Here is a 22,344-nt window from a genome sequence, read left to right as displayed (position 1 = left end):
TCCTTTTTTGCCTTTTAATTATACAATTTAAATGATTGTAAATTTACGGATGTTAAGAATCGGATTTTGTCTATTAGATCCATCATGGAAATATAGATGAACAGGCCCGTCTTCTCGTAATGGTTTACCTTCTTTTGAAAAACCGAGAATAGCTTTATGGRCTGTTTCTAACGGAAGTGTAATTGTATTGTCTGTGGTTTCAATTTCGACATGAGTAGCATCTTCTAAAATTTCAGCATTTTTTAGAAATGGATGAAGTGGTATGCCAAATGTCCCGTTGATAAGCTGTTCTTTTTTATATTTCTTTACACTTTGTTGTATTGGCGGGAAGGCAGCACCATCACGGATTTCGCGATCCCAATGCTCTGAAGTATGTTTTAAGTATGTTTCTAATTCGGATGAGTCTTCTCTAGTTTCATCAAAGTAAGTTGTCAAATCTATTTTTCGATCATCGAAAATCCATACAGTTGGATCGATAGTGATTGGAAAACGAACTTTTCCATTAATAAATAAAATTTCGCTCATTGTTGTTCCCCCATTTGTGTTATACTCCCACTTTTCAGTATAATAGTATTAGGCACTGTTGTCACAAAAAATGTTTCTATTGCAATTTATTAAAACTATCGCTAATATTAATAGATATGAGAGAGTAGGACGGAAACGGAGGGAATCAATTTGGCGTCTGAGACAGTATCAAATCATCAGGAAAAGGCACTAGCCCTTCTACAAGCGGATGCAGAGAAGATTTTAAGACTTATTAAGGTACAAATGGACAATCTTACAATGCCGCAATGTCCATTATATGAAGAAGTTTTAGACACACAAATGTTTGGACTATCCCGCGAGGTCGATTTTGCGGTTCGCCTTGGTCTTATTGGAGAAGAACAAGGGAAAGCAATGTTAGGAGAGCTCGAACGTGAGTTGTCTGCACTTCATGAAGCATTTACAAACAAACAACAATAACGGGTTCAAATAAGGGGGCTCAAACTGAAATAGTTTGGGCTTTTTATTTGTATAATAAAGAAGGAAGAACCTATATACATATGGAATACAACAATAATTAAATTGAAACAGAAAGAGGAAATGAAATGAAAAAAGTATGGAAATCGATGGATTATTCCTTATTACTTCCTCTTGTTATCTTATGTGTGCTGGGAGTTATAATGGTATATAGTTCTAGTTCCATTGTTGCGATTTCGAGGTTTGATAAACCAGCAAATTTCTTTTTTAAAAGACAATTAATGACTTTGGCTGCTGGGACAATCATATTAATAATTATCGCTACTATCCCATATAAAGTGTGGAGGAAACGAATTTTTTTATTGGGGAGTTATGGTATTAGCATTGCATTATTAGCGGCAGCTGCATTTTTCACTAAGACAGTAAACGGCGCAAATGGATGGATATTTGGAATACAGCCTGCAGAATTTGTGAAGATAACTGTTATCCTCGTATTGGCTCATTTTTTTGCGAAAAGGCAAGAAACGAATACGCCTGTTTTGAAAGGATCGGGACCGGTACTTTTTGGTGTTGGTTTAATCATGGTTTTAATTTTAAAGCAAAATGATTTAGGTACCGATTTGTTAATTGCAGGAACAGTAGGAATTATGTTTCTTTGTTCGGGAGTGCGGATTAATTTATGGATTAAACGAATTGTTTTAACTTCTATAGTATGGGTTCCGGCACTATATATTCTCGGTAATTATGCATTAAATCCATATCAAAAGGCACGGTTTTCAGTTTTTCTTGATCCATTTAACGATCCTCAAAATGATGGGTTCCAATTAATAAATTCTTTTATTGGAATTGCTTCAGGAGGGCTAAATGGTAGAGGGTTAGGGAACAGTGTGCAAAAATATGGATACTTACCAGAACCGCAAACAGATTTTATTATGGCAATTATATCTGAGGAGCTTGGTTTTATAGGTGTAGCTGTCATTTTAATCTGTTTGTTACTTATTATTGTTCGAGCATTTAGGATTGCACAAAAGTGCAAAGATCCGTTTGGAAGTTTAATAGCAATTGGAATTGCAAGTTTGTTTGGAGTTCAAACTTTTATAAATGTTGGTGGTATGTCTGGGTTAATACCGCTTACAGGGGTACCATTACCGTTTGTAAGTTATGGTGGTAGTTCTTTATTGGCTAATTTACTTGCAATGGGTATACTGTTAAATATTGCTAGTTATGTAAAACGACAAGAGAAACAACAAAACGAATTGACTAATGAAATAGAACAAGGTGGACCGCATCTTGTTGTTGTAAAATAAAAAACGCATTGAGCTCTAGAGTTCAATGTGTTTTTTATTTTTTTAGGTTTTAAATGTGATACAATATTAATTCTCTTGAAACAAAAAGTATATTACATTTAAGTTAATGTGATATACAATATTGTTGTTAGAAAAGGAAGAGGTATGCTATACTATTTTTGTGAAACAAATTGAACAGAAAACTTATCATTTGTTGAAAAATAAGGTATGATGGATAAAAATAAAGTGAAGCTTTCTAAGTATAATATAATGTAGAAAGTGAAGAACTTCACGCTCTGTAGAGTGTGTATGTATTTTATCTCTAGAGTGGTAGGAAAATAGAGGGGGAAAATCATGACAAAGCTGCAACGTATTCAAAAAGTATTGGTAGCTAACCGTGGAGAGATAGCAATTCGTGTGTTCCGAGCATGTTCAGAACTTGGACTAAACACAGTTGCGATCTATTCTAAAGAGGATAGCGGTTCTTATCATCGCTATAAAGCCGATGAGTCCTATTTAGTTGGGGAAGGGAAAAAGCCAATTGATGCTTATCTAGATATTGAAGGCATTATTGAGATTGCGAAAAGTAATCATGTAGATGCAATCCACCCTGGATATGGTTTCTTGTCAGAAAATATTCAATTTGCAAAACGTTGTGAAGAAGAAGAGATTATCTTTATCGGTCCAAAAAGTAAGCATTTAGACATGTTTGGAGATAAAGTTAAAGCAAGAACACAAGCGCAGCTAGCACAAATTCCAATTATTCCTGGTAGTGATGGTCCAGTAAATTCAATAGAAGAAGTTGAAGAGTTTGCTGAAAAGTATGATTACCCGATTATTATTAAAGCATCCCTTGGTGGCGGCGGTCGCGGTATGCGTATTGTACGTGCTAGTGAAGAATTAAGAGAATCGTATAATCGCGCGAAATCAGAAGCAAAAGCAGCCTTTGGTAATGATGAAGTGTACGTTGAAAAATTCGTTGAAAAACCTAAACATATAGAAGTACAAATTTTAGCAGATGAAGAAGGTAATGTTGTTCATTTGTATGAGCGTGATTGCTCTGTACAACGACGCCATCAAAAAGTAGTTGAAATTGCACCGAGCGTGTCGCTTTCAGATGATTTGCGTCAGCGTATTTGTGATGCTGCAGTAAAGTTAACGAAAAATGTAAATTATTTAAATGCTGGAACGGTAGAATTCCTTGTAAAAGGTGATGAGTTTTACTTCATTGAAGTAAACCCACGTGTTCAAGTTGAACATACGATTACAGAGATGATTACAGGAGTGGATATCGTTCAATCGCAAATTTTAATAGCTGATGGACATGCATTACATAGCAAAATGGTAGGTGTTCCTAAGCAAGAGGAAGTGGTTGTGCATGGATTTGCAATCCAATCTCGTGTAACGACTGAAGACCCACTAAATAATTTCATGCCGGATACAGGGAAAATTATGGCGTACCGATCAGGCGGTGGTTTTGGTGTTCGTCTTGATACAGGTAATAGTTTCCAAGGTGCAGTTATTACACCGTACTACGATTCTTTACTTGTAAAAGTTACTACTTGGGCACTTACTTTTGAACAAGCCGCTGCAAAAATGGAACGTAACTTAAAAGAATTCCGTATTCGTGGTATTAAAACAAATATTCCATTCTTAGAGAATGTAGTAAAACATAGAAACTTCTTATCGGGAGAGTATGATACTTCATTTATTGACGCGTCACCTGAACTATTCTTGTTCCCGAAACGTAAAGACCGCGGAACAAAAATGTTAAATTATATTGGTACAGTAACAGTAAATGGCTTCCCAGGAGTAGGGAAAAAAGAGAAACCAATTTTCCCAGATGCTCGTATACCAAATGTGATACACTCAGAGCCAATGCAAAATGGAACGAAACAAATTTTGGATGAGCGTGGAGCGGATGGATTAGTAAAGTGGGTACAAGATCAAAAGCGTGTACTTTTAACTGATACAACATTCCGTGATGCACATCAGTCATTACTTGCAACTCGTGTTCGTACAAAAGATTTACATCACATTGCAGAGCCGACAGCGAGAATGTTACCAAACTTATTCTCAGCGGAAATGTGGGGCGGTGCAACGTTTGATGTTGCATATCGTTTCTTGAAAGAAGATCCATGGGAACGATTACTAGATCTTCGTGAAAAAATGCCAAACGTTTTATTCCAAATGTTACTTCGCTCTTCAAACGCAGTAGGTTACAAAAACTATCCAGATAATTTAATTCAAAAATTTGTGGAATGTTCTGCTCAAGCTGGAATTGATGTGTTCCGTATTTTTGATAGCTTAAACTGGGTAGAAGGCATGAGAGTTGCAATTGATGCTGTACGAGATACTGGTAAAATTGCAGAAGCGACAATGTGTTACACAGGAGATATTCATGACCCGTTACGTAGTAAATACGATTTAAATTATTATAAAAACTTAGCAAAAGAGTTGGAAGCATCAGGAGCTCACATTTTAGGAATTAAAGATATGGCGGGCTTACTAAAGCCAAACGCAGCATATGATTTAGTTTCAGCATTAAAAGAGACGGTGTCGATTCCAATTCACCTGCACACACACGATACGAGCGGAAATGGTATTTTAACGTATACAAAGGCAATTGAAGCAGGTGTTGATATTGTCGATGTAGCGGTGAGTTCAATGGCTGGTCAAACGTCACAACCAAGTGCGAATACACTATACTATGCGTTGGGTGGAAACGAAAGACAGCCAGATGTTAATATAGACTCATTAGAAAAACTATCTCATTATTGGGAAGATGTACGTAAATACTATGCTCCATTTGAAAGTGGTATGAATGCTCCTCACACAGAGGTATATATGCATGAAATGCCGGGTGGACAGTATAGTAATCTTCAACAACAAGCAATAGCAGTTGGCTTAGGAGATCGCTTTGATGAAGTTAAAGTGATGTATCGCCGTGTTAATGATATGTTTGGCGATATTGTAAAAGTAACACCATCATCTAAAGTTGTCGGTGATATGGCATTATTTATGGTTCAAAATCACCTAACAGAACAAGATATTTTAGAACGTGGACATGCTATGGACTTCCCAGGATCTGTTGTTGAAATGTTCTCTGGAGATTTAGGACAACCATATGGTGGTTTCCCGAAAGAATTACAAAAAATTATTTTAAAAGGGAAAGAGCCATTAACAGTAAGACCGGGTGAATTATTAGAACCAGTAGATTTCGATGCTTTAAAAGAAGAGTTATTCCACAAACTTGGACGCGAAGTAACAATTTTTGATGTAGTCGCATATGCATTGTATCCAAAAGTATTTATGGACTACGAAAAAGTTGCTGGGATTTATGGAAATGTATCTGTGCTTGATACACCGACATTCTTCTATGGTATGAGACTTGGTGAAGAAATTGATGTGGAAATCGAGCAAGGTAAAACATTGATGGTTAAACTAGTTTCCATTGGGGAGCCACAGCCAGATGGAAATCGTGTGCTTTACCTGGAGTTTAATGGACAACCGCGTGAAATCGTAGTGAAAGATGAAAGCGTGAAATCAACTGTTGCACAGCGTGTGAAGGGGAATCGTGAAAATCCAAATCATATTAGCGCAACGATGCCGGGAACTGTTATTAAAGTAGTTGTAAAAGAAGGCGATGAAGTGAAAAAAGGTGATTCCATGGCAATTACAGAAGCTATGAAAATGGAAACGACGGTTCAAGCGCCATTTAGTGGTAAAGTGAAAAAAGTATATGTAAATGATGGGGATGCAATTCAAACGGGAGATTTACTCATTGAATTAGATCATTAAAATAAAGAAAAAGAGCTGTGCGAAAGCAGCTCTTTTTTGTGTGTAAATAATACCTTGCCGAATTGGCAAGGTATTAAAGTTTTACTTTATTTTGTTTGCTTAGAAGTTGATTCAGTTTCTTTTGCATTGACTGTACTTCTTGTACCTATCATAACTAAATAGCATAGTACAGCAAACAGGCAAGAAATGAAGAGCGAATGTAATAATGCCATTGCTAAACTAGCACTTGTAAATACGACTAAAATCCCTACTATAGCTTGAAGTGTAACAAGGATAAATGAAATAATCCATCCCCAGTATACTACACGCTGCTGCTTGTAATGGCGAATAGCGATAATCATCGCATATAGTATCCAAGCGAAAATTAACATCGCTGCAACTCTATGCCCCATTTGAACCCACTCATGTAGTTGAGTGGGTATAGGTCTATTTTTGCTACATAAAGGGAAGTCTGGACAGGCTAAGGTAGCTCGTTCGTGACGTACTAAAGCTCCTGTGTAGACAACGATATAACTGTAAATTGTTACACCATAAATATGAAATTTCATTTTTTTGTCCATAATAAGTGAACGTGCATCAAATTTCTGATCAATTTCAAAAATAAGACACGTTAACAAGATGACAGAAGCAAATGAAATTAAGGAAATACCGAAATGAATAGCTAATACAGCAGGCATTTGACCCCAAACAACCGCCGCCGCCCCCATTAATGCTTGTGCAACTAAAAATACGAAGGATAAAATTGCTAACGTCTTTGTTTCGCGCACATGTTTATAATATTTCCAGGACAAGATACAAAGAAGAGTAACAAGGATTCCTGCTGATCCAGATGTTAAGCGGTGACTTAGCTCAATAATAGTCTCCATTGATAAATTAGATGGAACAAATTCACCGTTACAAAGAGGCCATGATTTGCCGCATCCTTGGCCTGAACCCGTTTTTGTAACTAAAGCGCCTCCTAGTAAAACTACTAATAAATCGAGACTTGTAATGACTGCTAACCATTTAATAAAGCGTTGCAATCTCTTTCACCATCTTTCTGCTATGAAGTTATTGCGAAATATTTTCATTCCATTATGTATAGAATAAAACGTGCTACAGTCCTATGATATATAAAAAATAATAAAATAGCAAAGAAATGGAGGGCGAGGACAACGTACGTATTATAAAGAAAAAAATGGGATTTAAAATACATATTTTAGGAGGAATTCGGGCTATTTTGAAAAGAAATGGGGAGAATACATGCTAAATATGACAAAATAGTTTATTATAGAAGATAACATCATGTTATGATAAGGATAAATTAGAATAAAGTTTTTTAATGTTCGACACAAAAAGTTCATGTTTTCTTCACAAAATGTTCGGGAAATGTGATTTAATATATTGGAGTATGGGCGTAGATTAGTAGTAGAATGAGTTAACAATATTTCTACTGTAATAATATTGCTATATAGAAGCGGAATATTTCACATGAAATATATGCTTAGAAAGATGATAGGTTTAAGAGGGGGTTAAAGTGATGAACCATGCAACAAGTGAGCTGCATGATGAGTCAGCTGTTTCAATTGTACCGGAAACAACTCGGTTACAAGATTTATCAGCGCTCGTTAAAATGGGGATTGTAAACTCAAATACACTTACTGTATTTACAGGATTTTGGTTGGCTTTACATTTTAATGGATTGAGTGTTATGGACAATCTAGATAAGCTATTTTTCACAATCGTTGGTTCTGCATTAATTATGGCAGGGGTATGTTGTTTAAATAACTACATTGACCGAGATATCGATCCATTAATGGAAAGAACAAAAAACCGTCCAACGGTAACAGGTAAATATAAACCTGGCTTTGCACTTGCATTTGGACTTGTAATTTTACTTCTTGGCTTTGCATTTTTATTACTTACTACACCGATGGCAGTGTTAATCTCATTTATTGGTGCCTTCACATATGTTGTTTTATATACGTTATGGACGAAGAGAAAATATACGTTAAATACTGTTGTAGGTAGTATATCAGGAGCAGTTCCACCTTTAATTGGATGGGCGGCAATTGATCCGTCTTTAAATCATCCAATTGCTTGGATGTTATTTTTAATTATGTTTATTTGGCAAATCCCACATTTCCTCGCATTAGCGATGAAGCGTGTTGATGAATATCGAAATGCAGGAATCCCAATGCTTCCTGTTGTACAGGGATTTGATATTACGAAACGTCAGATTATGATTTGGACAGTATGTTTATTACCACTACCATTTTATATGAGTGGGCTTGGAATAACATTCATGGTAATTGCAACATTGCTTAACATCGGATGGATCGCATTAGGGCTTTATGGCTTCCGTAAGCAAGATGACATCAAATGGTCCGTAAAAATGTTTGTTTATTCCTTGAATTACTTAACAATCTTATTTGTGTCAATGATTGTAGTTACATTCTTCTAAGACAACGACATGATTGGATTTCTTTACGTTGAGATTTACTTTACTTAACTATAAAGTACAATCTAATTCACAAAGAAAGTGGGGGTTGTTTGTATGAAGAAACAGTGGCGACTGCTTTCGTTCGTTTCACTGCTGGCTTTACTGTTAGGGGGATGCGGTAAAGCTTTTCAGTCTACTTTAATTCCGCAAGGGGAAGTAGCAAAAATGCAATATGATTTGCTCTTACTAGCGAGTGCAATCATGGTAGGAGTAGTACTTGTAGTTACTATTATTTTCTTATATGTAATTGTGCGTTTCCGACAAAAAAAGGGTGAGGAAGATTATATTCCAGAGCAAGTTGAAGGAAATCACAAACTAGAAATTATATGGACAGTCATTCCGATTATTCTTTTGTTAATCTTGGCTGTTCCGACTGTTACATATACATTCAAGCTTGCTGATGTAAGTGCGATGGAGAAAAAGAATATTGATAAAGATACTATCGTTGTTGATGTAACAGCGAATCTTTATTGGTGGGAATTTTCTTATAAATCAGAAAAAATAGTAACTTCTCAAGATTTAGTTATCCCCACAGGTAAGAAAGTGTATTTGAATTTGAAGGGTGCCGATATTAAACATTCGTTTTGGGTTCCATCTTTAGCTGGGAAAATGGATACAAATACAGATAATGTAAACAAAATGTGGTTAAAGGCAGATAAATCGGGCACTTATAATGGTTTTTGTACAGAATTTTGTGGCCCATCACATTCTTTAATGCAGTTCAAAGTGAAAGCTCTGGATGAAAGCGAGTACAAAAAGTGGCTTGCTGACATGAAGAAGATTGATGGAAAAAAAGAAGTAGCTTCTACAAAGGCGCAAGAGGGTCAAGAAATATTTAATAAAAGCTGTATTGGTTGTCATGCAGTTGGATCAAATGATAGTAGACCACCTTCTGCTCGTATCGCACCGAACTTAGCAAACTTTGCAGATCGCGATATGGTTGCTGGTATTGCCGAAAATAATGAAGAGAACTTAAAAAAATGGCTCAAAGATCCTGAAAATATGAAACCAGGTAATAAAATGACTGGTAAATATGGCAACTTAACGGATGATCAAATTAATGCATTAAATGCATATTTACAAACGTTAAAGATTGAAAAATAAAGAGGGATCATTTGCGAAGGGGAGGTTGAAAACGTGAGTTCTGTAGCAAAAAAACAGGGGATGGGTGCTGTCATATGGGATTATTTAACGACAGTAGACCATAAAAAGATTGCCATTCTCTATTTAATTGCAGGTGGATTGTTTTTTGTAATAGGTGGAATAGAAGCACTATTTATTCGCCTGCAGTTAGCGATTCCTAACAATGCTTTTCTTGTTGGGGATGCTTATAATCAAGTATTAACGATGCACGGTACAACAATGATTTTCCTCGCAGCTATGCCACTCGTGTTTGCATTTATGAACGCCGCTGTACCACTTCAAATTGGAGCACGTGATGTGGCGTTCCCGTTTTTGAATTCGCTCGGATTTTGGTTATTTTTCTTTGGTGGATTATTTTTAAATTTAAGTTGGTTTTTAGGAGGAGCGCCTGATGCAGGGTGGACATCATATGCATCTTTAGCTTTAGCCTCTAAAGGACATGGTGTTGATTTTTATGTACTCGGCTTGCAAATATCAGGTATTGGTACATTAATTGGAGGTATTAACTTCCTTGTTACAATTATTAATATGCGCGCGCCAGGGATGACGTACATGCGCATGCCGATGTTTACATGGACAACATTTGTAACATCTTCACTTATTTTATTTGCATTTCCACCATTAACTGTAGGATTAGGACTTTTAATGTTAGATCGTTTATTTGGCACAAGTTTCTTTAATCCGGCACTAGGTGGGAACACGATTATATGGGAGCATTTATTCTGGATCTTCGGTCATCCGGAAGTATACATTCTTATACTCCCAGCTTTCGGAATATTCTCAGAAATCTTCGCCACATTTTCGAAAAAACGATTATTCGGTTATTCTTCTATGGTGTTCGCGACAGTATTAATAGGGTTTTTAGGATTTATGGTATGGGCGCATCATATGTTTACTGTTGGTCTTGGGCCTGTTGCAAATGCTATCTTCTCGGTTGCAACAATGGCGATTGCAGTTCCAACGGGTATTAAAATATTTAACTGGCTCTTTACAATGTGGGGTGGAAGTATTAGGTTTACAACACCAATGATGTGGGCGGTAGCTTTTATTCCATCCTTCGTTATGGGTGGAGTTACAGGTGTTATGCTTGCTTCTGCACCAGCTGATTATCAGTTTCATGATAATTATTTCGTAGTAGCACACTTTCATTATGTAATTGTTGGTGGTGTTGTATTTGGTTTACTTGCAGGTGCGCATTATTATTGGCCACTTATGTTTAATAAAGTATTAAATGAAACGTTAGGAAAGATAACATTTTGGTTATTCTTTATCGGTTTCCATTTAACGTTCTTTATTCAGCATTTCCTAGGTCTAATCGGTATGCCGCGTCGTTACTACACATATCTAGAGGGGCAAGGATTGGAAATGGGGAATATGATTAGTTCTATTGGAGCAGTGTTTATGGCTCTTGGAACGATTGTTCTTTTATTCAATGTAATAAAAACAACGGTATCAAAAGAGAAGGCTGGTCGTGATCCGTGGGATGGACGTACATTAGAGTGGACAATGCCAGCACCTACACCGGAATATAATTTCAAACAGTTACCATTTGTTCGTGGATTAGATCCGTTTTGGATTGAAAAGCGTGAGGGTAATAAAGAGATGACAGCAGCGGAACCGGTCGGTGATATTCATATGCCAAATTCTTCATTTTCACCGTTTATTATTTCTCTAGGTCTATTTATAGCTGCTTTTGGTGCGATGTATATGCAGGGTGGCAAAGATAAATTTTGGTTATTAGTAGCGATTATCGGTTTAATCATTACGTTTGGTACAATGTTCCTTCGTTCAGTAATTGATGATCATGGATATCATATTCATAAGGAAGATTTAGATGATAAGGGGGGCAAGGCGTAATGCATGTAGATGAGAAATTAACGAATGAAACATTTCCAGCAGAGCCTGAAAAAGCAACCCTTGAGGGGAAAAATAAGTTTGTTGGTTTTTGGTTATTTCTTGGAGGCGAAACAGTGTTGTTCGCTTCCTTATTTGGCACATATTTAGCGTTAAAGAACTCTACAAATGGTGGACCAACATCTCAAGAGATGTTTCAAATGCCACTCGTTTTCATTATGACGATGCTTTTGTTAACAAGTAGTTTAACGAGTGTATACGCAATGTATCATATGAAAAATTTTAACTTTAAGAAAATGCAACTTTGGTTACTTATAACAGTGTTGCTTGGCTTAGGATTTTTGGGGTTTGAAATATATGAGTTTTATCATTATACGCATGAATTTAAGCATACTATGAGAAGTAGTGCGTTTGGTTCTGCATTTTATGCTCTTGTTGGTACACACGGGCTCCACGTGTTGTTTGGATTATGTTGGATTTTAACATTAATCTTTAGAAACGCGAAGAGAGGCTTGAATTTATACAACGCACCAAAGTTTTATGTTGCATCAATTTATTGGCACTTTATTGACGTAGTTTGGGTGTTTATTTTCACTGTAGTATATTTGATGGGAATGGTGGGATAAACAATGGCGGTTAAGCAAACGAATAATCCTAAGGTGGATCTTGTTTATCGGAAGAGAAAAAGTGCAGAGGAAATGAAGCACCAAGTTGTTACATTTTCACTAATGATTTTTTTAACATTAGTTGCATTTGCAGCGGTGGCATATCCGAAAACATTTAGCCCGATTTTTTCGGTTCCATTTATATTATTGTTAGCAGTCATTCAAGTTATATTTCAGTTATATTATTTCATGCATATGAGTCATAAAGGGCATGAAGCGGCGAGTTTCTTCTTATACTCTGGATTGTTAATTGGTTTATTAACAATATTAGCCTTTATGACAATTGTGTGGATTTAAACAGTGATAGTAGGGGGCTCTGATTTATCATAGCCCTCTTTGTATATGAAATATAAGGATTTTGAAAAGGTAGGTGTGGAAATGGAAAACTTATGGGTATTTGGTTTTCAAGCTTTATGGAGTCCGATTTTTTTATTATTTATGATCTCGATTCTTATTAGTTATTTTTTAGTTATTGGACCATATAGAACGCGATTTGAAAATGCGACGAAGGTAAGTAAGAAGCAAATTTTTTATTTTACGACCGGGATTGTTCTTTTGTATTTTGTAAAGGGAGGACCTATTGATTTAATTGGTCATATTATATTTAGTGCACATATGCTTGAGATGGCAGTAATGTATATTGCGGTGCCTCCGTTATTACTGCTTGGTATACCCGTATGGTTATATCAATATATTACTTCTTTTAAGTGCGTTCAAATTGTGCTAAAGGTTTTTGGAAAGCCGCTTATTGCGTTGTTGGTATTTAACGGTCTGTTTTCCTTTTATCATTTGCCAGTTGTTTTTGATACAGTAAAACAAAGTCAAATAGCGCATCCTATTTGCCTTGCTATATTGTTTTTTGCAGCAATGATGATGTGGTGGCCGATGTTAAATCCGCTACCAGAATATCAAACTTTAAGTGATATTAAGAAGCTTGGTTATATGTTTGCTAATGGTATTTTATTAACGCCAGCTTGTGCGTTAATAATTTTTGCGACTGCACCATTATTTGCAACATATACAGATCCGGCCGCTTGGATGAAGGCAATGGAGCTCTGTGTACCGGCGGGGACTTTATCAGATTTAAATATAACTGGACCAGAATTTTTACATTGGATGCCGGTAGTAGAAGACCAACAAACAGGCGGTATCATTATGAAAATTGTCCAGGAAATAGTGTACGGTACGATTATCGGTTATGTGTTCTTTAAATGGGCACGTAGAGAGCGTGAAAAGGATAAAGAGCAGTTGCAACAATTGCCGCCGTATTTACAGACTAAGTAAAAAAGTGTATGGGATTCCATACACTTTTTTCTTCTTTGGTTTTAGCTAATTGTAAAAGATTGAATTTTCAAACTTTTTATGTTAAGTTAGTGTAGGCATGTACTAAAGTGGATATAAAACTTACTACTAGCTTTAATACGTAATAATTCCATATGTAGTGCAAGTTTTTTAGAGAATTACAAATTTATCCCGCATTAAGGGGCAGTAAGACTCCCACCTCGAAATTTGGCGACTGCGAGGGAGTTAGGCGGGGGATCAACTGCCCGTAAAAGCCCGATTGGTGTAGGCTAATAATCAGTGGGGGATGGACAAAACCCCCACTGATTAAAGTTTCACTTTATATTGTTATCTTTAATAAACATGAACTATTTTAAGGGGGAATTTAAATGGGTAGTAGTGGAAGCATGGTAAAGCCGATTAGTGGTTTTTTAACAGCGTTAATTCAATATCCAGTACCGGTAGTAGAGTCGCGTGCAGACATTGATAAACAAATTAAACAGATCATAAAAACAATTCATTCAACGAAATCAGGTTATCCTGGATTAGAATTGATAGTATTTCCCGAATATAGTACACAGGGGCTCAATACAAAAAAATGGACTACAGAAGAGTTTTTATGTACAGTTCCTGGACCAGAAACAGACTTATTTGCTGAGGCATGTAAAGAATCTGAAGTATATGGTGTTTTTTCTATAATGGAAAGAAATCCTGATGGTGGAGAACCGTATAATACAGCAATTATTATTGATCCACAGGGTGAAATGATTTTGAAGTATCGTAAGTTAAATCCTTGGGTGCCAGTCGAGCCTTGGAAAGCTGGAGATTTAGGCTTACCTGTTTGTGATGGACCTGGAGGAAGTAAATTAGCTGTTTGTATTTGTCATGATGGCATGTTCCCTGAAGTAGCCCGTGAAGCGGCCTATAAAGGTGCAAATGTCTTGATTCGTATTTCCGGATATAGCACACAAGTTAGTGAACAATGGATGTTAACTAATCGTTCAAATGCATGGCAAAATTTAATGTATACATTGTCAGTGAACTTAGCGGGTTATGATGGTGTATTTTATTACTTTGGTGAAGGACAAGTATGTAATTTTGATGGGACTACTTTAGTGCAGGGACACCGAAACCCTTGGGAGATTGTTACTGCCGAAGTATATCCAGAGCTAGCAGATCAGGCTAGATTAGGGTGGGGTCTCGAAAATAATATATATAATTTAGGTTCAAGGGGATATGTAGCGACTCCTGGTGGGGTGAAAGAAAACCCGTATACGTTTGTAAAAGATTTAGCTGAAGGTAAATATAAGGTTCCTTGGGAAGATGAGATTAAAGTAAAAGATGGATCCATTTATGGGTATCCAGTCAAAAAGACGATTCATTCTTAGGTAAGAGAAATAGAACAAGCGCATCGATATGATGCGCTTGTTCTATTTACTCAATAATTTGAAATTCTTTCAACTCTTTTTCAATATTTTGTAGGAGTTGTTCGCTTTTTTGAAGTACATTCGTTGGGAAAATCTCATCATCTCCATATTCAACGCCATGAGGATAATAATGTTTTCCTAATAAGGGTGGCAATAGTTTTACTTGAGCGTGTCTGCCGCCGATGTCACCTTCAACAGCAAATCCTTGTACACGTAAATAATAAATATCCTTTAATATTTCAAATTTATAATCATATGTAACGCGTTCGTAATCCCATTGTCCAGCAAGTACAAAATGATTGTTTTCCATAATCTCAGTTAAAAGAGTTAGATCAACGACTGCATCATTAAAGTTTGTATTTGTAAATTGCATAGAATACCTCCTTATTTTAATGTTAGTACACTATTTTTATAATAGTACGAATAATAAGAAAGTGCAATTCGTATTGCGAGAAAAGGGATAATCCAGACTTTTTTCGTGAAAATATGATATAGTGAAAAGAGTACGGTACACACAAAAAAGGAAAAAAAAGGATTTGTGTATATCTCGATTTTATGCTTTGTTCAGGAGGTATATCGTTTGAAGAAATTATTGCGTATCGTAATGATTACATTTTTAATTTTAGCTGTTGATTTATACGGGAAGTTACTCGTGTCACAATATATATTAACTCCATCTCACTCTAAGCAAGAAAATAAAATTGTGAAAAAGAAGAAGCAAGTAAATGAAGAATCCACAGACACTGTTTTAAATATGATTGGTGGGGACTCTGAGAATTTATTAGCGAAGTGGGGCGAACCATCTCGAATAGAGCCTTCTGCTTATGGATATGAATGGTGGGTGTATAATCAAGATTTAGCTCAGTATGTTCAATTTGGAGTTGCTGAACGTAAAGTTGTAACGGCGTATGTTGCTGGTGAGCAAGTTAAGGTGGCTCCCTATCATATAAATGAAAAGTATGAAGAGGTATATAAAAAGAATCCACTTTCACATGAGATTTCATTAAAAAGAGGAAAGAATAGTTATCAATTTGAGTTATCTGATACGGAAGTAATGGAACAACCGCTAGTACCTGTAGAAGATGGATGGGCACAATTATACTTTGATCACTTTACACATGAGCTTGTTGGTCTTCGTTATATGGATGATGAAACGTTATTACGACAAAGACCATATCAACTTGTTTATTCAGGTGAATTAATAGCGGAACAGCCGCTGACACCAGAAAAAATGAAGCAAGTAGAAAATGGAAATATGCAACAAATTCTCGATTTAACAAATATTATTCGAAGTCGTCATCAATTACCGTTGTTAACATTTGACCAACAAACTGCAGATGTTGCATTAGGCCATAGTAAAGATATGAAGGATAATAATTATTTTTCACACGATTCACCTACTTTTGGTACGTTAGGAGATCGCTTGCAAAGTGGGCAAGTGGCTTTTCAACTTGCTGGTGAGAATATAGCGGCGCAACATAGTGATGGAATTGCGGCGGTACAGGGTTGGTTAAATAGTGAGGGTCATAGAAAGAATTTATTAAATGAACAATTTACTGGATTAGGTGTTGGGGTATATGATAAATTTTATACTCAAAACTTTATCCGAAAATAAAATGAAACTCTAATCAGTGGGGGCATCCTTCACTGATTATTAGTCTTCACCAATCGGGCTTTAACGGGCAGTAAGACTCCCGCCTAACTTCTGCGTATTCGTAGAAGTTTAAGGTGGGAGTCTTACTGTCCACAAATAGGAAGATAAAAAGGTGCATGAATCGTCTAAAAATAGGCGAACCATGTGCCTTTTTTTTCTTACAATATAGTAGATATACATGAAGAGGTGAGGATTATGCCAACAACAAAAGGGCCGTTACATCCATCGGTTCAACAGTTTAAAGAGTTTGTAAACCATCACCCTAAAATGGTTCATGAGGTCAGAAGTGGTCAAAAAACTTGGCAGCAATTTTATGAAGAATGGTACTTACTTGGTGAAGAAGATCAAATATGGATAGCGTATAGACCTGATGGAGCACCTGCTTTTTCTTCGGTAAAAGAAAATAAAGAAGAAAAAGAAAATCGAACAGAAGAGGAAAAAACTGCTGATGTGATGGGGCAAATGCTTTCTTTCTTTAAAAAGCTAGACGTAGAACAAATGCAACATCATTTAGCAAATGTAACGAGTGCGATTGGTAGCGTGCAACAAGTTATCCAACAATTTCAAGGAAACCGTGCGCAGCAAGAACAAAGTACTTCTGAAAATAATCCTTTTTTCTTTCAAAAGGATTAGGGGGAAAGAGGATGAGAGCAGAGCTTATGGAGTTTATAAAAGCTGATGAGGATTTAGCTCGCTATATTCGTGAACAGCCATACTGGTACCGGAAATTGACGCGTAACCCAGAAGAAAAAGAAGCTTTTGAGTTAGCTGCCATGCAGCATTTCAAAAAAACGATACCAGATAAAGTGGAAAAATTTCAAAATCAATTGGCCGTTGCTTCAATTATGATTGATATGTTCCAGTATATGAAGCAGCAAAATACGACGTAATTGGAAGGGAAAAACTATGTCCGTTATGCAAAACTTTTGTTACAATAGAATCGGATTATTTAAAAAAGGAGTTGCAGCATGACGGAAATTTGTTTAGTACGACATGGACAAACTGATTGGAACTTTCAAGAGATTATTCAAGGGCGCGAAGATATTCCACTTAACGAAGTTGGGAAGAAGCAAGCGAGTCAAAGTGCAGCTACCCTGCAAGCGGAATCGTGGGATATAATTATAAGTAGTCCGTTAATTAGAGCGCAAGAAACAGCTAAGGAAATTGCTGGGGCTATTGGATTACCATCTATTTTATTAGATGAGCGATTTATGGAACGTAATTTTGGGGAAGCTTCTGGGAAACCAGTTGCGGCCGTTAGAGAGTTAATTGCAGAAGGTAATATAGAAGGAATGGAGCAGGATGAAGAAATTGTAGAGCGCTGTTTTACGGCTTTACAAGAGGTTGCAGCAGCACATGGAGATAAACGTATTATCATTGTTGCGCATTCACATGCAATAAAAGCTATTTTACACGCAATTGCACCAGATGAAATTACATTTAAAACGCCGTTAAAAAACGCATGTATTAGCTACGTGAAAGAGAATAGTGGGAAATGGGATGTTCTTAAATATAATATTGCGGAGCATATTATTGTATAAGAGTGCAAGGGGATTGTATGAAAAGTAGTTAGAATTATATCTTTCTTTTAGGTGAGACACTTCAATTAGTAGTTCTGTTCCAAATGTGTTATGATGAATACTCGGAGGTGTCTCTCATGATTGTAGCGACGCTGGAAAGCGTATTGATTTTAGATAAGGCAGAGCAGCTTGCAAAAGCGATCATCTGTTCAGATATAGCAGAAGATTACCGTAAGTATTATAAGGATTTACAAGAAGATATAGAAGTCCAGACGCTAATTCAGCAATTTACAACGATGAAAGAGCGATACGAAGAAGTGCAACGTTTTGGTAAATATCATCCTGATTATACTTTCGTTTCGACGAAAATGAGGGAATTAAAGCGTTCTGTAGATATGCATGATAAGGTTGCAACCTTTAAAAGAGCAGAAACTGCTTTACAAAAGTTATTAGATGAAGTTAGTGTAGCAATTGGTTCTGAGGTGTCTTCTTCCGTTAAAGTTCCAACAGGAAATCCGTTTTTTGATGCGGGTGGCTGTGGCGGTGGGTGTGGTACCGGAGGCGGTTGTGGTTGTAAAAAAACAGGGTAATTTACCCTGTTTTTTAGAATATAGAAGAAAACGTATACAGAGTTTGTTCTTTAATGTCATAAATTTATGATTGGTTTTCATAAAATATAAGAATATAAGTTTTTAAAAGGAGAAGATGGAGAAGATTATGTTCGGGCAACGACAAAGTATGATTGTTTATTTACATTCATTGAAACATGCCAAGATTTTAAGGAAATATGGTAACATTCATTACATATCAAAACGTTTGAAATATGCCGTTGTATATTGTGATATGGAACAAATTGAGCATATGATGCAAAAATTGAATAAACTTCCTTTTGTAAAAAAAGTAGAACAGTCGTATCGCCCATTTTTAAAAACGGAATTCGAAAATTCGCGTCCTGATCGGGCAAAAGAATACGATTATAGCTAAGTAAAAAAATCCCCTGCTAAATTTAGCAGGGGATTTTTTTACTTGAAATAACGTGTTATTTCATTGGAGGAATGAAATTGTTCATTCGTAAAATACCAATTAGATGATTAAAAAATAGTTCTTTTTCAGGGAAAGTTGTTGATGGTTTTACAGTAAAGGGAGTAACTTTTTTCCCTATTTGTTCCGCCATTTCTTCAAATAAAACGACACGTTTACTTTTTTTATTTTCAAGTACAGGAATGCCTTCACGACATATGTATAATGGTTGGAAATCACCAGTAGTTGTCGGTTTTAGTATTACAACAAGTGAACACACTTTTTTTTCGTTTTTTACAGTTTCGAATTGTAACATATGTGTTACACGTTCTTGGTTTGTTTTGGCAATTTCAAGTAATTCATATAAGTCAGAGTAGCCTTCTCCGAGTTCTATAAAGCGTTGAATCATATTTTTTCCTCCTCTTTCTTTTACTGTACCACCTCACTTTTTAAATGAAAAGTAGACAAATAAAAAAACCCTGCAAAGCAGGGCCCTTCTAATACTAGTATGTACTACTAGTAAGAAGGCAAAGGGAGAGGAGAAACCGGAGGAAGAACTTATGGGGAAACGTAAGTCTTCTCCGCGGTTGGCAACAACATCGAAAATGATGTTGTTATATTTATTTATGTCCAATCTAAAATGAAGATATACATAATGAAATTAAAATTTATGTTAGGCTTTTTATTTTTCTTTTTTTTATTTTATGATAGGATAAAAAAGGTAAAGTGGAACTGATGTACATAAAGGGTTTTTGTTCGCAAATAGTGAGATGAACATGCAAGAAATAGCGAACGGTTATTTTAACTAAAGTTCTCTATAGGTTAAGTAACGAATTAGTGAAGAATTGTATGGTTTGGTAGCGGTTACCGACTTGAGATGCATTTACAGTAATCGCTCGATAGATTGAAATAAAGGTAGTGACAACAGATGAGAGTAGTTTCAGGAAAATGTAAAGGGCACCCACTTAAAGCGGTACCTGGTAATACAACACGTCCAACGACAGATAAAGTGAAAGAATCTATTTTTAATATGATAGGTCCTTATTATGATGGTGGTATCGCTCTTGACTTATTTGGTGGTAGTGGTGGTCTTGGAATTGAGGCCATAAGTAGAGGGATTGATAAAGCGATTTTTGTTGACCGAGATAGTAAAGCGATAAAAGTCATTCATCAAAATTTAGAAAGCTGTAGAATACAAGAACAAGCTGAAGTGTATCGAAATGATGCGGAACGTGCGGTAAAGGCGCTTATAAAGCGTGAAATATCATTCGATCTTATACTAATAGACCCTCCATATAAAGGTCAAAAAATTGTGTCTTTAATTAGTGTGATCGATCAACATGGATTGTTAAATAAAGATGGCATCATTATGGCAGAGCATGGGGATGACGTGGTTTTACCTGATTCAATAGGAGAACTTGTAAAAGTACGGGCAGAAAACTACGGGATTACAGCAATTTCGATTTATAAGTATGAAGGTGAGGGGACAGAATGACAAGTATAGCTATTTCTTCAGGGAGTTTTGATCCAATTACCCTTGGACATTTGGATATTATTAAAAGGGGAGCAAAAGTATTTGATGAAGTATATGTAGTTGTTTTAAACAATTCATCAAAAAAACCATTCTTTTCGGTAGAAGAACGCCTAGAGTTAATTCGAGAGGCGACAAAGGATATTCCGAATGTAAAAGTTGATTCACATAGTGGATTATTGGTGGAATATGCAAAAATGCGTAATGCAAATGCAATATTACGTGGTTTGCGAGCAGTTTCTGATTTTGAATATGAGATGCAAATTACTTCAATGAATCGAAAATTAGACGAAAGTATCGAAACCTTCTTCATTATGACAAATAATCAATATTCATTTTTAAGTTCAAGTATTGTGAAAGAAGTTGCGAGATATGGGGGAAGTGTAGTAGACCTTGTTCCTCCGATTGTAGAGCGTGCTTTAAAAGAAAAGTTTCAAACCCCGTTAAAGTGAACGGGGTTTTTCTTTATGAATGCGTAAAAACAATAAGATAACATATAAATATAAACAAAATAAGGTGAAGATTGGTCCGTAGTGTATAAATGATGTCCAAATATCAGTTAGTGTGTAAGAATGATTCAATAAAAATACGGGAAGATCTTCTTGCGTAGGCGAGAAAGAATGAACTTTTTCATAAAATGGCCCCCAAAATATAAAAGTGAGAATAGGAGCGAGAATACTTTGGATAATTCGAGCTAAAAAATAAGGTTTAAAGCGGATATCTGTCTCCGCTAATATGCTTGCTACTTGTGCCTGAATAGAAAGGCCGCTAAATGCTAGAATGAAGCTTGTTACCATCGCTTGTTGAAGAAGTGTTGATTCATTAATTTGACTAATCATTTGGCTTCCAAGCGTCATTTCAAAAATACCGGATAATATCGGAATATTAAATTGGGATGTAAGTTGGAAGAATGATAAAATATGTTGCATAATAAAAGAAAGCGCTTCTGTAATTTCGAAAACAGTAATCATTTTATTTAAAACAGAGAATAAAATAATAAACCCACCAATCATGAGCAATGTTTGAATAGAAGAAACGATAGCGTCACCGAGTAGTTTTCCAATCGGTCTTTTTTCTTGCATACGTGTTTGGTGGAGGATGGAAAAAGGGTTTTGAAAGGCACGCTTTTGATTCGTATGTTTGTCTTTTATGTAAGTATCGTTATTACCATAAAAGCGCATAAGTAATCCGACGATAAAGTTACTTATATAATGTGCTGCTGCTAATACGAGCCCTAATTTCGGATTATTGAAAAAACCAATAGAAACCGCTCCGAAAATAAAAAGTGGATTAGAAGAATTTGTGAAAGATACGAGTCGTTCCGCTTCGATTTGTGTTAGTTGATTGCTCTTGCGTAGTCTAGCGCTTAATTTGGCGCCAGCGGGGAATCCTGAAGCCATTCCCATTGCCCAAACAAATCCGCCTACCCCTGGAACACGAAACAGTGGACGCATTAGTGGTTCTAATATAACACCGATAAATTTTACAATACCAATACTGATTAGAAGTTCCGCAATGATGAAAAACGGTAGTAGTGAAGGGAATACAACTTCCCACCATATATTTAACCCGCGAATTGAAGCTTGCAAAGCATCTTGGGGGTGAAGTACAAGAGAAAAGGTTAAAAATAACATTGATATGGTAAGAAAAGCAGTTTTCCATTTTTCGTACATGTAAGAAAATCCCCCTTTGTCCCAAAAACGTTCATTTCAGTATACGT

General features: G+C 36.1%; 23 protein-coding genes. 18 read left to right on the top strand and 5 right to left on the bottom strand.

Features of this window, described 5'->3' with window-relative positions:
* Positions 1-27: 27 nt before the first annotated feature.
* Positions 28-525: a peptidyl-prolyl cis-trans isomerase gene (locus AC1DKZ_RS01470; protein ID WP_476995571.1), complete on the bottom strand. Its 498-nt coding sequence runs from the start codon at positions 523-525 to the stop codon at positions 28-30.
* 150 nt (positions 526-675) lie between these two features.
* On the opposite strand from AC1DKZ_RS01470, the gene AC1DKZ_RS01465 reads away from it, so the two are divergent.
* From AC1DKZ_RS01465 to pyc, 3 genes are all read left to right on the top strand, one after another.
* A complete protein-coding gene (locus AC1DKZ_RS01465; RefSeq protein ID WP_002088314.1) occupies positions 676-963 on the top strand; it encodes an Fpa/YlaN family protein in 288 nt (95 codons plus the stop codon).
* A gap of 125 nt (positions 964-1,088) precedes the next feature.
* Positions 1,089-2,267, top strand: coding sequence for an FtsW/RodA/SpoVE family cell cycle protein (locus AC1DKZ_RS01460; RefSeq protein ID WP_113937187.1), 1,179 nt, complete (start codon positions 1,089-1,091; stop codon positions 2,265-2,267).
* Positions 2,268-2,600: 333 nt separating this feature from the next.
* Positions 2,601-6,047, top strand: a complete 3,447-nt coding sequence (gene pyc / locus AC1DKZ_RS01455) for a pyruvate carboxylase (RefSeq protein WP_476995570.1) — start codon at positions 2,601-2,603, stop codon at positions 6,045-6,047.
* A gap of 86 nt (positions 6,048-6,133) precedes the next feature.
* Here the strand turns inward: pyc and ctaA are convergent, their stop codons facing one another.
* Positions 6,134-7,069, bottom strand: coding sequence for a heme A synthase (gene ctaA / locus AC1DKZ_RS01450; RefSeq protein WP_476995569.1), 936 nt, complete (start codon positions 7,067-7,069; stop codon positions 6,134-6,136).
* A gap of 497 nt (positions 7,070-7,566) precedes the next feature.
* On the opposite strand from ctaA, the gene cyoE reads away from it, so the two are divergent.
* From cyoE to AC1DKZ_RS01415, 7 genes are all read left to right on the top strand, one after another.
* On the top strand, positions 7,567-8,490 hold the full coding sequence (gene cyoE, locus AC1DKZ_RS01445) for a heme o synthase (RefSeq protein WP_002066903.1): 924 nt from the start codon (positions 7,567-7,569) through the stop codon (positions 8,488-8,490).
* A gap of 93 nt (positions 8,491-8,583) precedes the next feature.
* Positions 8,584-9,633 carry a cytochrome c oxidase subunit II gene (coxB, locus tag AC1DKZ_RS01440; RefSeq protein ID WP_002088304.1) on the top strand — a complete coding sequence of 350 codons (1,050 nt, stop codon included), beginning with the start codon at positions 8,584-8,586 and terminating at the stop codon, positions 9,631-9,633.
* 60 nt (positions 9,634-9,693) lie between these two features.
* Positions 9,694-11,529: a cytochrome c oxidase subunit I gene (ctaD, locus tag AC1DKZ_RS01435; RefSeq protein ID WP_181777920.1), complete on the top strand. Its 1,836-nt coding sequence runs from the start codon at positions 9,694-9,696 to the stop codon at positions 11,527-11,529.
* On the top strand, positions 11,529-12,152 hold the full coding sequence (gene ctaE / locus AC1DKZ_RS01430) for a cytochrome c oxidase subunit III (RefSeq protein ID WP_002121963.1): 624 nt from the start codon (positions 11,529-11,531) through the stop codon (positions 12,150-12,152). The genes ctaD and ctaE overlap by 1 nt, the downstream gene beginning before the upstream one ends.
* A 3-nt stretch (positions 12,153-12,155) precedes the next feature.
* Positions 12,156-12,488, top strand: a complete 333-nt coding sequence (gene ctaF / locus AC1DKZ_RS01425) for a cytochrome c oxidase subunit IVB (RefSeq protein ID WP_002014776.1) — start codon at positions 12,156-12,158, stop codon at positions 12,486-12,488.
* Positions 12,489-12,569: 81 nt separating this feature from the next.
* Entirely contained in the window at positions 12,570-13,475 is a 906-nt protein-coding gene (ctaG, locus tag AC1DKZ_RS01420) for a cytochrome c oxidase assembly factor CtaG (RefSeq protein WP_476995568.1), read from the top strand.
* Positions 13,476-13,861: 386 nt separating this feature from the next.
* Entirely contained in the window at positions 13,862-14,860 is a 999-nt protein-coding gene (locus AC1DKZ_RS01415; RefSeq protein ID WP_000535796.1) for a formamidase, read from the top strand.
* Positions 14,861-14,906: 46 nt separating this feature from the next.
* Here AC1DKZ_RS01415 and AC1DKZ_RS01410 read toward each other — a convergent pair whose 3' ends face one another.
* Positions 14,907-15,272: a YugN family protein gene (locus AC1DKZ_RS01410; protein ID WP_002066906.1), complete on the bottom strand. Its 366-nt coding sequence runs from the start codon at positions 15,270-15,272 to the stop codon at positions 14,907-14,909.
* A 207-nt stretch (positions 15,273-15,479) separates the two neighbouring features.
* Between AC1DKZ_RS01410 and AC1DKZ_RS01405 the strand changes: the two genes are divergently transcribed.
* From AC1DKZ_RS01405 to AC1DKZ_RS01380, 6 genes are all read left to right on the top strand, one after another.
* Positions 15,480-16,514 (top strand): CAP domain-containing protein, encoded by a 1,035-nt coding sequence (locus AC1DKZ_RS01405; protein ID WP_033707146.1) that lies wholly within the window; start codon positions 15,480-15,482, stop codon positions 16,512-16,514.
* A gap of 234 nt (positions 16,515-16,748) precedes the next feature.
* A complete protein-coding gene (ylbD, locus tag AC1DKZ_RS01400) occupies positions 16,749-17,186 on the top strand; it encodes a YlbD family protein (RefSeq protein ID WP_002138106.1) in 438 nt (145 codons plus the stop codon).
* Between the two features lie 11 nt (positions 17,187-17,197).
* Positions 17,198-17,443, top strand: coding sequence for a YlbE-like family protein (locus AC1DKZ_RS01395; RefSeq protein WP_002014770.1), 246 nt, complete (start codon positions 17,198-17,200; stop codon positions 17,441-17,443).
* A gap of 78 nt (positions 17,444-17,521) precedes the next feature.
* On the top strand, positions 17,522-18,094 hold the full coding sequence (locus AC1DKZ_RS01390; protein ID WP_002066909.1) for a histidine phosphatase family protein: 573 nt from the start codon (positions 17,522-17,524) through the stop codon (positions 18,092-18,094).
* A 116-nt stretch (positions 18,095-18,210) separates the two neighbouring features.
* Positions 18,211-18,663, top strand: coding sequence for a YlbF/YmcA family competence regulator (locus AC1DKZ_RS01385; RefSeq protein ID WP_002066910.1), 453 nt, complete (start codon positions 18,211-18,213; stop codon positions 18,661-18,663).
* Positions 18,664-18,790: 127 nt separating this feature from the next.
* Positions 18,791-19,057: a YlbG family protein gene (locus AC1DKZ_RS01380; RefSeq protein WP_002088292.1), complete on the top strand. Its 267-nt coding sequence runs from the start codon at positions 18,791-18,793 to the stop codon at positions 19,055-19,057.
* Positions 19,058-19,112: 55 nt separating this feature from the next.
* Here the strand turns inward: AC1DKZ_RS01380 and AC1DKZ_RS01375 are convergent, their stop codons facing one another.
* A complete protein-coding gene (locus AC1DKZ_RS01375; RefSeq protein ID WP_002014762.1) occupies positions 19,113-19,502 on the bottom strand; it encodes a DUF7147 family protein in 390 nt (129 codons plus the stop codon).
* A gap of 519 nt (positions 19,503-20,021) precedes the next feature.
* Here AC1DKZ_RS01375 and rsmD point away from each other — a divergent pair.
* On the top strand, positions 20,022-20,588 hold the full coding sequence (gene rsmD, locus AC1DKZ_RS01370) for a 16S rRNA (guanine(966)-N(2))-methyltransferase RsmD (protein WP_002066890.1): 567 nt from the start codon (positions 20,022-20,024) through the stop codon (positions 20,586-20,588).
* On the top strand, positions 20,585-21,076 hold the full coding sequence (coaD, locus tag AC1DKZ_RS01365; RefSeq protein ID WP_002088286.1) for a pantetheine-phosphate adenylyltransferase: 492 nt from the start codon (positions 20,585-20,587) through the stop codon (positions 21,074-21,076). The genes rsmD and coaD overlap by 4 nt, the downstream gene beginning before the upstream one ends.
* On the opposite strand, the gene ylbJ is transcribed toward coaD, so the two are convergent.
* Positions 21,068-22,297, bottom strand: coding sequence for a sporulation integral membrane protein YlbJ (gene ylbJ, locus AC1DKZ_RS01360; RefSeq protein WP_002138097.1), 1,230 nt, complete (start codon positions 22,295-22,297; stop codon positions 21,068-21,070). The genes coaD and ylbJ overlap by 9 nt on opposite strands.
* Between the last annotated feature and the right edge of the window lie 47 nt (positions 22,298-22,344).

The sequence above is a fragment of the Bacillus sp. 05T21 genome, from assembly GCF_056396785.1.
Note: the sequence above shows the minus strand (reverse complement) of the source record. Positions and strands in the feature narration are given on the sequence as shown.